The sequence below is a fragment of the Corynebacterium sp. FDAARGOS 1242 genome, assembly GCF_016889985.1.
Taxonomy (GTDB): Bacteria; Actinomycetota; Actinomycetes; order Mycobacteriales; family Mycobacteriaceae; genus Corynebacterium; species Corynebacterium minutissimum_B.
Window position 1 is genome coordinate 2443780 of record NZ_CP069568.1, and the last position, 15060, is coordinate 2458839.

14 protein-coding genes are annotated in these 15060 nt (G+C 57.5%); 7 read left to right on the top strand and 7 right to left on the bottom strand.

The genetic code is table 11. The features are described 5' to 3' along the window. Positions 1-63 precede the first annotated feature (63 nt). From I6J72_RS11705 to I6J72_RS11720, 4 genes are all read left to right on the top strand, one after another. Complete coding sequence (locus I6J72_RS11705; RefSeq protein ID WP_204099305.1) at positions 64-1473, top strand: aldehyde dehydrogenase family protein; 1410 nt, start codon at positions 64-66, stop codon at positions 1471-1473. A 30-nt stretch (positions 1474-1503) separates the two neighbouring features. After that, positions 1504-1767, top strand: coding sequence for a hypothetical protein (locus I6J72_RS11710; protein ID WP_204099306.1), 264 nt, complete (start codon positions 1504-1506; stop codon positions 1765-1767). A 3-nt stretch (positions 1768-1770) separates the two neighbouring features. Further along, the gene (locus I6J72_RS11715; RefSeq protein WP_204099307.1) at positions 1771-2559 is read left to right on the top strand and encodes a zeta toxin family protein; all 789 of its coding nucleotides are present in this window, start codon (positions 1771-1773) and stop codon (positions 2557-2559) included. 347 nt (positions 2560-2906) lie between these two features. Continuing rightward, entirely contained in the window at positions 2907-4466 is a 1560-nt protein-coding gene (locus I6J72_RS11720; RefSeq protein WP_204099308.1) for an ATP-binding protein, read from the top strand. Here I6J72_RS11720 and I6J72_RS11725 read toward each other — a convergent pair. Together I6J72_RS11725 and I6J72_RS11730 are read right to left on the bottom strand one after the other, a co-directional pair. Beyond that, entirely contained in the window at positions 4441-5091 is a 651-nt protein-coding gene (locus I6J72_RS11725; RefSeq protein ID WP_204099309.1) for an MOSC domain-containing protein, read from the bottom strand. The genes I6J72_RS11720 and I6J72_RS11725 overlap by 26 nt on opposite strands. 29 nt (positions 5092-5120) lie before the next feature. Then, positions 5121-7649 (bottom strand): hypothetical protein, encoded by a 2529-nt coding sequence (locus tag I6J72_RS11730; RefSeq protein ID WP_239107355.1) that lies wholly within the window; start codon positions 7647-7649, stop codon positions 5121-5123. 117 nt (positions 7650-7766) lie between these two features. Between I6J72_RS11730 and I6J72_RS11735 the strand changes: the two genes are divergently transcribed. Then, positions 7767-8486, top strand: coding sequence for a helix-turn-helix transcriptional regulator (locus tag I6J72_RS11735; protein WP_204099311.1), 720 nt, complete (start codon positions 7767-7769; stop codon positions 8484-8486). A gap of 1241 nt (positions 8487-9727) precedes the next feature. Beyond that, a complete protein-coding gene (locus I6J72_RS11745; RefSeq protein ID WP_370552142.1) occupies positions 9728-10078 on the top strand; it encodes a VOC family protein in 351 nt (116 codons plus the stop codon). 498 nt (positions 10079-10576) lie between these two features. Here I6J72_RS11745 and I6J72_RS11750 read toward each other — a convergent pair whose 3' ends face one another. From I6J72_RS11750 to I6J72_RS11760, 3 genes are all read right to left on the bottom strand, one after another. Then, the gene (locus I6J72_RS11750; protein ID WP_204099312.1) at positions 10577-11407 is read right to left on the bottom strand and encodes an abortive infection family protein; all 831 of its coding nucleotides are present in this window, start codon (positions 11405-11407) and stop codon (positions 10577-10579) included. A gap of 824 nt (positions 11408-12231) precedes the next feature. After that, positions 12232-13182: an alkaline phosphatase gene (locus I6J72_RS11755; protein ID WP_239107357.1), complete on the bottom strand. Its 951-nt coding sequence runs from the start codon at positions 13180-13182 to the stop codon at positions 12232-12234. Between the two features lie 49 nt (positions 13183-13231). Then, on the bottom strand, positions 13232-13840 hold the full coding sequence (locus tag I6J72_RS11760) for a CueP family metal-binding protein (protein WP_204099313.1): 609 nt from the start codon (positions 13838-13840) through the stop codon (positions 13232-13234). A gap of 116 nt (positions 13841-13956) precedes the next feature. On the opposite strand from I6J72_RS11760, the gene I6J72_RS11765 reads away from it, so the two are divergent. After that, a complete protein-coding gene (locus I6J72_RS11765; protein WP_204099314.1) occupies positions 13957-14340 on the top strand; it encodes a zinc ribbon domain-containing protein YjdM in 384 nt (127 codons plus the stop codon). Positions 14341-14357: 17 nt separating this feature from the next. On the opposite strand, the gene I6J72_RS11770 is transcribed toward I6J72_RS11765, so the two are convergent. Both I6J72_RS11770 and I6J72_RS11775 read right to left on the bottom strand, forming a co-directional pair. Continuing rightward, the gene (locus I6J72_RS11770) at positions 14358-14753 is read right to left on the bottom strand and encodes a type II toxin-antitoxin system VapC family toxin (RefSeq protein ID WP_239107611.1); all 396 of its coding nucleotides are present in this window, start codon (positions 14751-14753) and stop codon (positions 14358-14360) included. Further along, entirely contained in the window at positions 14753-15025 is a 273-nt protein-coding gene (locus I6J72_RS11775; protein WP_204099316.1) for a type II toxin-antitoxin system Phd/YefM family antitoxin, read from the bottom strand. The genes I6J72_RS11770 and I6J72_RS11775 overlap by 1 nt, the downstream gene beginning before the upstream one ends. Between the last annotated feature and the right edge of the window lie 35 nt (positions 15026-15060).

Genomic DNA, 15060 nt, shown 5'->3' on the forward strand with positions numbered 1-15060 from the left:
GAAGTTTCTCTTGGCTTAGTTTCTTTGGGTTCTAAGCTGTTGACCACCTTAGAAGGAGATCTCATGACTCAGTTCGCTACCTATGCTGACCTGCTCAACGCGATTACGGACGAGAACGGACGCGAAATCCTCAACCCGGCAACTGGTGAGGTTGTCGGCCGCGTGCCGGAAGGCTCTGTGGAGGACCTCAACGCCGCGGTGGAGACTGCACGTGCAGCGCAGAAGGACTTTGCCAAGCTTAGCGACGAAGAACGTTGTGAGCTTCTCACCAAGGTAGCTGCGGCTGTGGAAGCCAACGCGGAAGCGCTGGTTGAGCTGCTCTCCCGTGAGCAGGGCAAGCCGCTCAACGGGCCGAACGCCCGTTTCGAGGTCGGTGCCTGCTCCGGTTGGCTGAATGCTACTGCTTCCTTTGAACACCCGAACTACACCGCCGTGGATGATGACATCACCGCCACCGTCAACTACCGCCCGCTCGGCGTCGTCGGTGCTATTGGTCCGTGGAACTGGCCGATGATGATTACCGTCTGGCAGATTGCACCGGCGCTGCGAATGGGTAACGCGATCGTCGTCAAGCCCTCGGAGTACACCCCGTTGTCCGTACTGGGGCTGATCGAGGTCATCAACTCCGTTCTGCCGGAGGGTATCCTGCAGGTCGTCACTGGTGCCGGTGAGGTTGGCGCGGCGCTGACCACCCACGAGGGCGTCGACAAGATTATGTTCACCGGTTCTACCGCCACCGGCAAGAAGATTGTGGAGGCTAGCGCCGATAACCTCACCCGCCTTACGCTGGAGCTCGGTGGCAATGACGCGGGCATCGTGCTGGATGACGCCGACCCGAAGGAGATCGCCGGCGACCTCTTCTGGGGCGCGTTTATCAACACCGGCCAGACCTGTGCGGCGATGAAGCGCGTGTACGTGCCGGAGTCGCTGTACGACGCCGTCTGTGAAGCCCTCATCGAGGTAGCCAAGGCCTCCCCGATGGGCGTGGGCCTGGAGGAAGAAAACGTGCTCGGCCCGCTGCAGAACAAGCAGCAGTTCGACATCGTCGACAAGCTCGTCAATGCCGCCAAGGATTCCGGCGCCCGTGTTCTGCTGGGCGGTGACCCAGACTACGACGCGCCGGGCTACTTCTACCCCACCACCCTGGTGGCGGACATCGACCCGGATAACCCGCTGGTCGTGGAGGAGCAGTTCGGTCCCGCACTGCCGATTGTGAAGTACACGGACCTCGACTGGGCCATTGAGCAGGCCAATAAGCTCGATGTGGGTCTGGGCTCCTCCGTGTGGTCCTCCAACCGCGAGCGCGCTCTGGAAGTTGCCGCACAGCTGGAGGCTGGCACCACCTGGATCAACAGCCACGGTGCGGTGGATCCGCGCGTGCCTTTCGGCGGTATCAAGTCCTCCGGCTACGGCGTGGAGTTCGGCACCGAGGGTCTCAAGGGCCTGGCCTACCCGCAGATCATCAACGGCTAAAACCGGCCTGGCGCTGCTATTCTTAGCGCCATGAGCACCGCCAAAGTCCCGGAGATCGAGTACGCAGCCTTCGACGCCATGAAGGAGGTTGCGTCCTCGCTGAGAGCTGCCTACCTCACTAGGGCCGCTGAAGCAGGCAACGATGTTGAATCACAATGGTGGATTCGTCAGAATTGGCTGGTAGAGGACATGGTCAGTGGTGTTGATTCAACCGACATTGAAGCCATCCGCGCCGCTGCGGCTCTCTTTGCGCAGCGGCTTGAAGCCCTCTCCTCCGAGCATAAAGCGGCATAGCTTATGCTTTCCGCCGCTGACTTCCCCGTTGATCCGCAGGTTATGGAGCAACGGCTAAAGACTCTGCAAGCCAGCTACTTCGGCCGATCGAATGCTCACAGCACGTCTGCTCCAGAAGTCATTTATGTGGCGGGGCAGCCAGCGTCAGGCAAATCAACGGCTATTGAATCTGTAAAGAATGGTCATGCAGTTCTTGACTCCGATGAGATTCGGAAGCTGCACCCGGCCCTCGACGAGATCATGGAGCGCGACCCCCTGCGCATGGACGTGCTTACCAATGGTCCGGTCCCCTTTTGGATGTCTTCGCTCATTGAGTATGGCCGGCAGCACGGGCACTCCCTCATCATTGAGAACACACTGTCCAATCCGGAATTCATCGCGGGTGAGATAGCCAAGTTTCGGTCTGCGGGTTTTCGCGTGAAGGTCGTGGGCCTGGCGGTAGCGCAGGAGGTCTCTAGGCTGGGCGTGGTCCAGCGCTATCTGGAGGCGCAGCGCGTGAGCCGCTACCCGCGCTGGACTAACGAGGTTTCCCATACGTCGGGCTTTAAGGCCATCGTCCCAGGACTTCAAGCGATTGCACCGCTTGTCGACGACCTCGAGATCCGCACCCGCGACGGCCGCACCTTAAGCGGCATCGAAGATATTGAGGCTGAGCGCGCAACCTGGTTCGACTCCTCCGCCATTCGCGCTGATTGGCTGGCCCGCTTCGACAGCTGCGACTTGAGTGGCCTTCAAGCGGAGAAGCTCACGCAGAACCTCATGGCTGACGCTGAGCGTATCCGCAAGTTCTAAGACTGTGCCCGTGGAACTTCGTGCCCGGTAGGTGGTGAGATCCTTGTGTCGAAGCGGCTGCTGGCGAGCTGGCGGTCTGCGAGGTCGAGCAGGTTGAGGATGTCGTCTGCTAGAGGTTATCCATTCGTCAAACAGTAAATGAGTGGTTGGATAACTCTTATCCAACCACTCATTGGGGTTTGGGCGCTAGATAACTCTTAAACATGCGGGGTTTCAGGGTCATAATTCGGCCTCAACGAGAACGTCAATGACACCTCAATGGGAAAATCAATGAGAAATCTTGTCATTGAACGGGAATGAAGTTAGCATTGAGCCGTCATTGTTAATATTGAGGGCGGGTATTCATCGTGAACAATTGGTCCGAGAATCAGCTGAGAGAGCTATTGGCTGAGCTTGAGTTGCGCGGCGGTGATTCAACAACAGTCGAGGTCAAAACCGCTCAAGGGGGCATTCCGGACTCTCTACCGCAGACATTGTGCGCGTTCGCAAACATGCCGAGTGGCGGTCTTATCATTCTCGGTGTCAATGAGAAAGAAGGCTTCATTGTCACTGGCATTGAGAATCCTTCGGAGATAGAGGCTGCTCTGGCCTCGCAGGCGCGTCATGCCATCACTCCCCCAGTCACAGTGCATACCGACAGTGTGGCAATAGATGGCACGCATGTCGTGATTGCGGAGGTTACGGGTCTTCCGATCATTGACAAGCCTGCTATCTACAGGGGAGAAGCGTATCTTCGAATGGCTGATGGGGATTATCGTATGAGTGCCTCCGAGCTACGCATGATGGACGTAGCGAAGCTGCATGCCGAAGAGGCAGTGTCCTATGACACGACGATTGTGGAGGGCACGAGCCTTGCAGACCTAGATAGCGACTTGGTGCAAGATTTCTTGGTTCAGGCGCGGAGAAAGAATCGGCGACTTTCGGGACTTACTCAAGATGAGGACGTCTTACGGGCACTAGCGGTGACGACCGCGACTGGAGAGCTGACGCTTGCTGGCCTGTATGCGCTGGGTTTCTATCCTCAAGGACATTTTCCCTCCTTAGCAGTAACGGTGGCGCAAAGGCTACCGAATGGTTCGAAGCACGGGCGAGTGTTGGGGTTGGAGACCTTTGAGGGGCCCGTTCCGGTGCTGTTGAACTCGGTAATGGGATGGGTAAGGCAACGTTTAGCCGCCGTACGGCGATATCGAGAGGATGGATCAATGGTGGAAGTTCCTGAACTTCCCCTTTCGGCCATTCGAGAGGCCGTGGCGAATGCACTGGTGCACCGTGATCTTGGGCCAAATACGTTGGGTGCGGGTAAATCGATTGATGTCCGCTTGCTACCGGACAAGATGGTCATCTCCAGCCCAGGTGGCCTGCGGGATCTGACGGTAGAGCAGCTGAAGTCGAGAGATCTGGCACGACAGGAGATTAACCAGCGTCTCTATAGACTGTGCCGATATCTCAAAGCAGACGATGGCTCTTTTGTCATTGAGGGCGAAGGCGGCGGCGTGCAGCTCATGTTGGATGCCGCGCGAGAGCAAGGACTGCCGGAGCCTGACCTGATAGATTCCGGTGTGCAATTTACGGTGAAGATGTGGCGGCCGGACACGCGTGGGGAAGCCCGTACCTGGGGGCCACTACGCAAGGAGGAATCCCGCATCGAATCGCAACGACGAGTGGACGCACCAGCAAACGTGGATGGCCTAGGAGTCAACGCCCCGCGCGTAGCGGAGGCGCTGAGTGCGGCGGCACAACCCCTGTCCATTGGTGAAATAGAAACAGCCACAAACCTCACTCGAGCGCAGGTCCGATATGCGCTGAAGTCACTGGTGAAGGCACGATTCGTGCGTATGGATGGTACGCGCGGCTCACAAGCGACAACCTATGAATGGCTAGCTAACCGCGGGATTGCAGGCTCTTAACCAGCTGCTCGTGGTGGACGGCAGCGAGGCAGCCGGCGTCCACGACGCGTCGGGCCAGCTCCTTGTCCCCCATCTTGGCCGCGAAGGCCATGCCCATGGTGATGTCATGGTCGGGGCAGCCGATAAGCGTGATCTCATCGCCTGGATTGATGCGGCCAGGCTCGATAATGCGCAGGTACGCACCGCAATCGCCGCGCTCTGTGAAGGACTTGAGCCAGCCCGGCTCGTCCATCCAGCCGGAGAAGGTGGCGCAAGGTGTGCGCGGGATGGAGACCTCGAGGACGCACTCCCCCACCTGAATCCGCTGGTTGATGAACATATTCGGCCAGGAGATGCCCTCAGTGGTGAGGTTCTCCCCGAAGTAGCCATCACGCAGTACACGGTTGAGCGCACCCTCCCAGTGATCGAGCTCCTCACGGGCATAAGCGTAGACGGCCTTCTCGGCACCGCCGTGGTGGGCGTGGTCACCAATCGAATCCCCCACCACGCCGGAGCCGTCACCATAGTTGGGCCCGGGAACCTCTAGATCCAGGAAAGGGCGCGGCTGCTTATCGATGCCCGTGTACTCGTGCCGCCCGTGCGGCTCCGGGCGGCGGACAGCGACGTTCGTGGAGATAACCTTCATGCTCACCCATTGTGGCACACCTCACGCGGTTACACGTCGCGATTATGGAAAAGGGCCTCCGCGGTCACGAGGTCGTAGAAGAAGAGGCGGGGGGCGAGGGGGAGGACGTCGGCAAGCATAGGCATATCGTCCTTGAGCAGGGGGCTTTCCATGATGATGTCGTTCGCCGCGGCGCGGGAAGCCAAGGCGAAGGCATAGGAGATATAAGGCATCCAAGCAGCAGCATTGAGCTCGTCTGCGGTATTTCCGCTGGCAAAGGCGCCCAAGGCCACGAGGGTGTGGCTAATCGACATGTCCACGCCGGCATTCTGCACCACCGACGCGAGTGCAGTGGCGTCCTTGCGCAGGTGCTCGATGGTGCCCAGCGCATCGAGGGCGCCGTTGTTGGCAAAGCATTCGCGGAGGGCAGCGACGCGAGCGGCCTCCCCCATGAGGTCATCAACATTCGGGGTTGGGCTGTGAACCGTTGCCGCGTTGAGCAGCATCGGGCGAGTCAGACCATCCGCGCCGCTGTCCCGCACGGCAGTGAGCTCGGCATTCTCGCTGGCGGAAGGATCGAGGAGAAGATCCAAGTAGCTGTCAGCGCTCTTCTCTATGTCGGATTCGAGCGGCGAGTGGAACAGGCGGGTGCGTGCCATGGAGCGAGCCTGCTGGTTCACGCTGACGCCGGTACGCGCGAGGGCGTGGAGCGCTGCCTCCGGGTTGGCGCGCAGGCGGTCGATGATGTCGTCGAACATCGCCTGCAGCTTCGGGTTCGGGCTGCGCTGAGACAGCACGTGCAGCGCGCGGAAGGCGCCCCACAGCTCCTCCGGTGTCCAGTCTTTGGAAGCGCGGGCCGGTTCGGCACCCTCCGGGGTCACGACGATGGATGCACTCGATGGCCGGGCGGGGGCGGTGAGGTTCGAGGTGGGGTTGAGCTCGCGGACGTCGACAAGCAGCGAGCCCTGTTCGAGGAGGTCGGCAGACAGCTCGAAACCATTCTCTGTCGGAGTGAGCTGGGTAGGGGAAACAGTGGGGTTGGCCAAAGGCCATGCCCAGCCCACCAAATCTACCTGTGGATCCACGTTCTGCTCGATGATCACTTCCCCATCACCGAGCAGACCACGGCTGACCAACGGGGTCTTGCGCACCGTGGCCAAGGCAGCATAGATGAGGCTGGTCGAAGCCGAAGCTTCGTATTCCACAATGCGGCGCTCCAAGCTGCGGGCCTCGTGAGCAGTGCGCTCCTCTTCCGGCAGGGAATCCAGGTAGTCCTCGTAGGTCAACGTAGACCACATGAGGAAAAGCTCCGCAGAAGGCTGCTTGCGCACGGCATTGGCCAACGCAGCATTCGGAACGGCGAGGTTCGTGACCGCCTGCGTGGTCTTCGAGGTGCGGGCCAGCTCCTTGATCTTCTGGCGACCGTCAATGGTGACGAACTTCGCCAGCGGCAACGGGCGCGGCGAATGGACGGTAAACATATCGTCCTGATCGAGCTGCCCTGCAAAAATAACCGGTTTGTCGGAGTGTTCCGTGGGCTCTAAGCCAATGCGCTTGACGCGGCTAAACAGGGCCTCGGGCCAGACGTCGAACTCGAGCTCGTACCCGGCATCACTGGCCACGACCTCGCGGCGCGAGACCTCGGTCTCCTCAAAGGTGCGCAGGCCCTTCTCCAGCGCTATGGGCTTCTTCGGCGGAGAGGCCAGCGTGTAACTAAACGCGGAATGCGCGCCGAGAGCATCGATGATGCGGAAATCCATGCCGCGCGGGCCCTCGTTGCTCGCGCGCATGTGGAGGCCCTCGGCGAGGGAGATAAAGCGGACATCAACGAGTTCGTCGTCGCGGTACAAGGAGACCTTGTAGCGCCCTACCCAGGGGTCTTCGTAGAGATCACTGGGGAAAGGTTCGGCGATTCCTGGCTCAAAGGTCTGCTCCGAAATCTCCTCCTGCTCACCGCCGAGGGGTGCGTAGGTGAGGTCGAGGCGCCACTCACCTTCCGCGATGAGGTGCACGCGCGGGGATTGAGTAAAAATCGGCTCGTTATCAAGTCCCCGGGCGTTGGGCAGGATGGCCACGCCAAAGTCCCACTCAAAATCGCTGTGCTTGGCGACGTCCACCGGTTCCCTCTGCGGCACCCTAACCTGCTCCGGCAGCGAGCCCACTTCCCAGCCGGCCCAGATGCCGAGCGGCTCAGCGGCCTCGAGCGTGCCCTGCGGCGCGATGAGCGTCGTGCGGTCGTAGACGATGAAAGGAGCGTCCTCCGTAATGCCCGTGAAGGTGGTGGGCTCGATGAGCTCCTCCTCGCCGTCGCGCAGAGTCACAATGATGCGAGTAAAGGGGCCGGGAATGCCTACTTCAAGCGGCTCATCGGTGGCGAATTCACGCAGCGTGTGCGGACGATCAATGAAATGCGATTGGACGACCCAGCGGGGATCGGTAAGTTCTGCTTCCGGGAAGGTGGCGGGCAGCTGAAGCGTGAGAATATTGCTGCCGCGACGCAGGGACAGCCGGGGGCCCTGCTCGATGTACTCGCTGGCTACCAGGGGCGTAGTTGGAAGTGAATAAATCTCCGCGCTCATTTTCCTCATCATAGGACACAGCGGGGTGCGGTTGCCATGTGGCTGGTAGAGGGCTTAACTGTCCTAGAAGTAGGACAGGTGTCCTAAGCATAGGACAAATGGCTATAGTGGGGGGCTATGGACCCACTACAACTCCTCAAGAAAAGCCCGCTGAGCCTTAGTGAAATCTCGCGGCGCTCGGGAGTATCGCGAAATACGCTCAATCTGTGGTTGCGTGGGGCAGCTCAACCGAGTTTGGCAGGGTTGGACAAGGTAATGCGCGTGCTTGGGTATGAGGTTTCCGTATCGGTGCATCGCATGAGTGACGCCGCCGCCGCGACAGCCGTCCGAGTTCTCCTGGGGGAGCTCAGCAGCGAAGAACCAGACGTTAAAAGGTGGATTGACCGCTTCGTGCAATGGGGCGATGCTCCGGGCGAAGACGGTGACTATCAGACGCTCATAGAACGGGGCGCATGGGCGTCCAATCCCTATGGCCGCCACGGGGCTCTTCATTTTCTACCGGCGAATCCCATAACGCTTGCCTCAGCGGTTGATGCGAATGAGCAACCATGGGCGATGTCGGGTGCTTTTGCAGCTCAACGCAGCCCGGCGCAAAGCGCCAGGGGAGGAGAAAAGCCTCGGTCGACGTTGATTTGGTGCACAAATCCGGCAGACATAGTGCCCTCGTTGCCCACTCGGATTCACTCGAGTGCTGAGCCTGTATCCGGAGGAATCACCCTCGTGCCTGTCGCTGGTGAAGAGCTCACCGGCGCAACGAATGAAGCAGGAATACACTACGTATCACCGCATCAGCTTGCCATTGATGTGTGCGCAGAAAACTACATCGGAGGGACATAGACTGGGAACGCTTTTTGGCGCTTGGAAGGAGTGCTCTGGCCATACGAAGTTGGTCGACGCGAGTTTTGCGTGGTGTTGGATGTGGTCGTGCGTGAGTCTGGCGTGCGTCGCGGGGCAGTCTGACCCGCAGGGCGGAGCGATTCACGTCGCAATTTCTTTACTGTGGGAGTAAATCACCTCGTCTCGGTTGATGATCACTTTGAGATAGAACGCTCATTAGGCGTACTGGTTCGGCGGCGCCTTTTGAATGTTAATCTGACCGCAGTACATCAGCACTAGCGGTGTGTTGTCAGCAAGCTTTTTCTCGAAGGCTAAACTCTCCGCTTGGCCACTCCAGAATGGAGCGAAATGCAAAAAATGCGAAGCGGTGGACTTGGAGAATTGGAGGGCACCCGGTTCAGTGTCCATTCGATGTCGATCACACACTGCCACTCCCAGGATTGATAGAAGGTTACAATCGCCTCTTCGCATTCCATTCTTGGTAGCCGAACTCGTTATCAAGGACTTTTCTCATCGACATAAACAGCCCTACTGATGAGTTGTTTGCCAAGTCGCAGATCACGAACCGCGTCAGGGCTAGAATGCGGTAGACGCCAGCGACCATAGCTCCCGTCCTCTCATGCTGATGCAACTGCGTGGTCAACAAGAAGTCTGACCGTTTGCCGCCACGGGAAACCAGTCAGCGAAGAGCAAATCGATGTGTGGGTAACCGAAGTCGAGCAAGGCTACGACGTAGAGACACTTTGTCGACGAGGAAGGAAACCTCGAAACGAAGATACTGCGAAGGTTATCTCCATTCGGCTTTCCCCAGCGAGATATCAGACCTCGACAAGTATGCGGGCGCAAACGGATGGTCACGGTCTCAGGCAATCTGCGAAGCGTTAAAGAATGCCATTTAGAAATGGACGTACGCCGGAGCGCCACGAAACATGGCATCAAGCCAGACGACTTAGTTACTGCCGCGACTTCAGGCTGTGTGTTCAAACCCCACTCGACGAGGAACATCCTCGAAGGGAACTACGCCTCGGATTCGACGGCTCCATGAGACTACTCGAGATCGTCGTACTCATCTGGGATGACGGCACAGAAACGATCATTCACTCCATGAAGGCGCGCAAGCAGTACCGCGCCCTGCTCGACTAGTCACGAATAGCTCCAATACCCGGCGCTTTTACCGGATGCAACTTCATACGCTCGCCAGGGCATTGCAAATGTCAGATCCCATCCCCACAATGGAGACTATGAATGATGCCAATCTCGCGATCCGCCAAATTACCTTCGACTGCCACGATCCGTCTAGGCTCGCCGAGTTCTGGTCGGCTGCAACTGGCTGTGAAATCGCCGCGGATTACGGCGATTTCGTGATGGTTGATTCCGCCCCGGCGCTAGGGTTTCAGCGCGTTGAGGATCCCACACCTGGCAAGAACCGCATGCATATCGATGTTGGCGGGTCGGAGCGCGAATACTTAGTAGAGCGCCTCAAGGGCCTGGGCGCTGCCGAACTAGACACCCACGAAGCACCGGGATTGGTGTGGACTGTCATGCAGGACCCAGAGGGCAACGAGTTCTGTGTGGGTAACCCCGAGGCCTAGCTACACATTGAACTTGAACTCCACGGTATTGTCACCATCAACTTGTTCGAGGGTGGCGGCCCCAGAGCGCACCACCGGACTATCCTTGAGATTCAATCCTAGTGAAACCAGCAATTGAGGAACTTCTTCAGACTTACATTCCGCGAGATCGTTACACGAACCTTGATGAGCGAGTCGAAGATTATCGATACTGTCAAGCCATTCAGGGGTAAGACCGAAGTCAATTAGGCCCATTTTGAATGGAACGTGGTGCGCAAGTTGTATTGGCTTTCCATTAACTGAGCCACAAATGCAGCATGTTTCCCCGTCTCGCTTAATAACTTCGGCTCGCAGCTTTTGGGGGTAGCGCACTGCTGCTCGCCGCCGATATGTCTCCCATTCTTCAACTGTCAACCAGGCTCTTCCACCGAATCCTTCGGGGTTGACCATCCTGGGTCGCTGTGCCACTGTATTCTCCATCGCGAACGTAGTATCAAAATCTGACGTATTGTATTGATTTTATTGAATCCGCCCTCGCATACGGTCATGACTCGTCAGGATTAGCTCTGTTACATGTGCCGCTTCTCTAACGACAAATCTTCCAGCTTGAACAGTAACGCCAGTAGGAAGAGTCCGACCATGTCCAGTTCCCTGTAGATTGCGTAGCTCATTTATCTGAAGGGCGGCGGTTCTAGCTGATTGATAAATTGCGCGAATCTGCTTTCCGCCAGGTTGACTAATGTCTACATCCACCGGCAGGAGATTCAACCGCTCAAAGGTCAATGCAACTAGCTCGTCGAAGTCGGCCTTACGGCCAGGCAACATTCCGCTTTCTTCAAGCACAAACTTACAAGACGATTCAAGTAGCTCTTTTGCGACTCCTAAAAGTACTCCGGGGTCCTCGCTATTTGTTGACAGACGATGCAGATGTTCCTCGAGAGCTTCTCTGCCGCCAGTTTCCAAATCAATCTCGAAGTCGCTTCTTACATAGCCTTGGTCAGTCAGGACAAGGTTTTCCCGTTCCAAAGCAGCAGCCAAATTTGAGATCTGAAGCTGATACTTCTCTTGGTGAAGCCGGAAAACTCCATGTGCCCTAAGCATGGTGAGAACGCGCGCTAGAACCGTCTTAGCATCTACTAAATTTCCTGTTCTGACCTCACGACATAGCTGAAGAATTCGCTGTTCCTTATTCGGGGTGCCAGAGGAAGGGTCATAAGGATCTGCATGTTGCAGGCCTAAGTCTAAGAAACAAGTTGTTATCTCTCCATGGGAAGGACCTATGCCAGCGAAAAAGAACTTACCTAGACAAATTGAAATTTCCTCGGAGAGATAATCTTTGGGCATCGTCATATCCTGTCTCTATTCGCAAATGCACTAATTAAGCTAAGAGTTTTTACCTAACCACCATTGTTCGATCCACAGGCGGAATGAACATCAGTTTGCTGGCGAAGTTGAAAAAGATAGAAGTTACTAGCTGGATTCCAGCGTCGGCTAAATTGTTGCATTCACCTTAACTAAATCTGTCTCGATGTTGGGTGGAACAACATAGTTAGACACTTTAGACATCGACTGTAAGTCCTGCACAGTTCCGCGAAATGGGGTTTGTCAGCAACTCTCTTTTCGGAAATTCAAGCGTATCCTCGTTGATGAGAAGTTGTTGGAATATTGGGTATACGGCTTTAGCTTTCATTGAAACTAAACTCCAAGGAGTCATCAGAGAGGAATGTCCGGTTCATAAAGCCACCAGTGACGTACTCCATGCTGTCCTAGTAAGGGATGAGGCTATCGACACTGGTCTCCCTTCACGCATGTGGGAACCCCGTCGAGCAAGCATTGGCCTATTTCTGCTCTGCCACGCGTAGCCAGTTTTATTTCGATGGAAACAAGCGAACCGCACGGCTTGTAGCGTCAGGCCTCTTGCTGAGTCATGGATACAGCGCATTGAATATCCCCCACGCGCGGAGGCTGGAGTTCAACCTTGCACTTGATGAACTTTTCCGGGCCGACGATGCCACAGTTTTGATGGATTTTCTGTATGACTGCCTAATGGAGTCCTCCCAGTAGAATCAGCCCCCGTAGTGTGTGATTGGCAAAGGCCCTCCGCTACGAGTGCGGAGGGCCTACGTGGGGGGCTGAATGCTTAGCGCATCCTTTAGTGCATAGTGCTGTAGTGCTTAGCGGAACATCTTCTGCAGAGCGGAGAAGTCAACCTTGACCACGCCGACAGACTGCAGGAACGCGGCGATGGCGCCGAGTAGGGCAGCCACGACGCCTGCGCCCAAGAAGCCGGCGCCGACGGCGGAGCTGGTCTCCTTCTCACCGGTCTGCGGGTTCCAGGATTCGGTCTCCTCCTTGCCGGAAAGGTAGCCGGTCTCGTGGTCAGCGGTGACGATGAGTAGGGTCTCATCCCAGCTGGAGTTCTCCTCAACCCAGGCGATGGCGGCGTCGACAGCCTTGTTGAAGTCCTGGGTTTCCTCGATATCGCGACCGGTCTGGTTGGCGTGGCCGGACCAGTCGATGGCGCCGCCCTCAATCATGACGGAGAAGCCCTTGTCGTTCTGGCCCAGGGCGTTGAGAGCACCCTTGGTCATGGTCGGCAGGTCAACGACGTCATTCTTTGGGTCGGTGCCCGGCTCAGCGGCATCCGGGTTGCCGTCGCGGCCCTGCTGCAGGGTGGAGGCAACCGGCGCGAGACCGAAGTGCTTCTTGTTGGCCTCAACGTTGCCCTCGGCCCACTTCTCAAAGTCAGCGGTGTTCTCGGCGAACTCCCAACCAGCGGAACCATCGCACAGGGAGTTGAAGGACTCCTCGGAGATGTACTTGTAGTTCGGCGCATCGACCTTCTGGGCATTGTTATCGAACTCTGGGTGGCCAGCGCCCATGATGACGGAGAGATCGGAGCCGACCATCTCCTCTGCGATCTCGGTGTAGTTATTGCGGTTCTTGTTGTGTGCCGCGAATGCAGCCGGGGTGGCGTGGCTGAACGGAACAGAGCTGACGACACCAGCGGGCTTACCGTGGGAGACAGCCTGCTCAGAGATGTTCTTCAGGGAGCGGCCGTATGGGGACTTGCCCAGAACACCGTTGACGTCGGCAAGCACTGCGTGGACACCATAAAACGACAAACGGTGAACCCCAGGAGGTGGGATTCACCGTGGCGTGTGAATGAGCAAATTAGGTCATCTGCAGGGTGGTGATGCAGGTTGCGCCCTCCTCGGAGGTGTCGAGGGGGACCTCACCGGTCTTGCCGTCCTGCTTGATGGTGATGGTGCCCTTCTTATCGGCGGGCAGCCAGTAGCCAATGAAACCGTTGTCAAAGGTCGTGGTGTCTTCGTTGACCAGCTCGTTTCCTTCATCATCCGTGATGGTGACGTGGATGTCTTCCTTGCCGAGCTCACCAGTGCAGGTGGTCAGGGAGTGGTTGAAGCAGTCGTGCGTACGGGAGAGGTACGGCGCAATAGAGAGGTAGAACTTGTCCTCCGGCAGCGGCAGGGAGGCCTGGCCCTGTTCAGTAGCGAGGATCAACTCGTTCGGGCGCACGGATGCGAGGAGATCGCTATTGCGCTCGTCCTTGGACTGGCGATCCAGCTTGTCCACGATTTCCTGGCCATCCAGGCCCTCGAGGTCGAACTCGGCCAGGATGTCCTCGACCGGAACTTGCTGGACCTCGGTGGCGGCAGCATCGCTCTTCGAGGCTTCACTCGGTACGGGGCTGTCAGTAGAGCAAGAGGACAGGGTGATGGCTGCGGCACACGCGGCAGCGAGAGAAATAAAGCGTTTCATAGTTCTTTCGAATGAATCCGATTGGGCGTGCCATAAGCCTATACCCCACCCGGGTATCAATCAAAAGAATGAGAGCAATATCATCTCGTCGTACTGTGCAGGCTAAACTATCTCCTATGCCTGATACCTCAGCCGCAACTTTGCCGCCCTGCCCTGAATGCTCCTCCGAGTACACCTACGAGATGCCGCCGCTCATCGTCTGCCCGGAGTGCGCGCATGAGTTCTCCGCCAACACTGTTGCCAGCGACTCGGCCGCGGAGGCAGCCGCCCTCACCATCGTGGATTCAGTGGGCAACGCGCTTGCCGACGGCGACACGGTCACCATCACCAAGACCCTCAAGGTCAAAGGCGCGCAGCAGCCACTGAAGTCCGGCACCAAGGTGCGCGGCATTCGCCTGAACTTTGATGCCGGCACCGGCCAGGAAGACCACAACATTGACTGCAAGATTGACGGCTTCGGTGCGATGAAGCTCAAGCCTGCTGTGGTGAAGAAGGCCTAGAGAAACCTCTACGACCGTCATTGGTGGCCGTCACTGGCTGAGGGAAGGACAGTAAATCCTTGAGACCGGGCAGCAGCGTGGAGCTGCTTGTCATAGGTGAAAAAGGCTAGCGCGAGGCCAGCGTCACGGAGGAGGCAGGCGCTCGCAAGGTGGATAGCATCTAGGGAGCGAACTCCGGTCAGAGAGCACGCTCGGTGAATGACCTCATCGCTGATGCCAACCTTGGAGACTGCCTCCGTGAACTGTCGGTAGCCGGTACCGGTGAGGCCACTGCGCTGCCACACTTTGGATAGCTCGATGTCAATGAGTGCAGAAGAAAACAGTTGCTGGCCTTGAAGAAGTGCGGCGGCTTCGGAGCTTTCGCGCTCGGGCAAGGCCAATTTCGCTAGTGCCGAAGTATCGACATAGATCATCACAAGCGGTCTTCCCTGTCCAGTAGCGATACAACGTCTGTTCCGGAAGGCAGATAGTCTGTTCTGCCTGGCTGGGAGTATGGCTCCGGGTTGTGGCTCAAGATTCCGGCAGCTACTAACTGCTCCACAGGGCTATCGAGAGATGAAATAGGAACAACGCGAGCAATGGGACGATTGCGGTCAGTGATGACCACGCTTTGGCCTGTAGCGGCGACTTCGCGCACTATGTGGCCAGAACGCTGATTGAGTTCGCGCAAAGAAATGCTGGTCATCGCTCTAATCGCCCTTCCTGATTATCTGTTCGCCA

Bases quoted from the DNA above. Each gene is read 5' to 3' on its own strand.
- I6J72_RS11705 (WP_204099305.1), top strand. From the start codon at position 64: ATGACTCAGTTCGCTACCTATGCTGACCTGCTCAACGCGATTACGGAC.
- I6J72_RS11710 (WP_204099306.1), top strand. From the start codon at position 1,504: ATGAGCACCGCCAAAGTCCCGGAGATCGAGTACGCAGCCTTCGACGCC.
- I6J72_RS11715 (WP_204099307.1), top strand. From the start codon at position 1,771: ATGCTTTCCGCCGCTGACTTCCCCGTTGATCCGCAGGTTATGGAGCAA.
- I6J72_RS11725 (WP_204099309.1), bottom strand. From the start codon at position 5,091: ATGAAGGTTATCTCCACGAACGTCGCTGTCCGCCGCCCGGAGCCGCAC.
- I6J72_RS11730 (WP_239107355.1), bottom strand. From the start codon at position 7,649: ATGAGCGCGGAGATTTATTCACTTCCAACTACGCCCCTGGTAGCCAGC.
- I6J72_RS11735 (WP_204099311.1), top strand. From the start codon at position 7,767: ATGGACCCACTACAACTCCTCAAGAAAAGCCCGCTGAGCCTTAGTGAA.
- I6J72_RS11745 (WP_370552142.1), top strand. From the start codon at position 9,728: ATGAATGATGCCAATCTCGCGATCCGCCAAATTACCTTCGACTGCCAC.
- I6J72_RS11750 (WP_204099312.1), bottom strand. From the start codon at position 11,407: ATGACGATGCCCAAAGATTATCTCTCCGAGGAAATTTCAATTTGTCTA.
- I6J72_RS11760 (WP_204099313.1), bottom strand. From the start codon at position 13,840: ATGAAACGCTTTATTTCTCTCGCTGCCGCGTGTGCCGCAGCCATCACC.
- I6J72_RS11765 (WP_204099314.1), top strand. From the start codon at position 13,957: ATGCCTGATACCTCAGCCGCAACTTTGCCGCCCTGCCCTGAATGCTCC.
- I6J72_RS11770 (WP_239107611.1), bottom strand. From the start codon at position 14,753: ATGATCTATGTCGATACTTCGGCACTAGCGAAATTGGCCTTGCCCGAG.
- I6J72_RS11775 (WP_204099316.1), bottom strand. From the start codon at position 15,025: ATGACCAGCATTTCTTTGCGCGAACTCAATCAGCGTTCTGGCCACATA.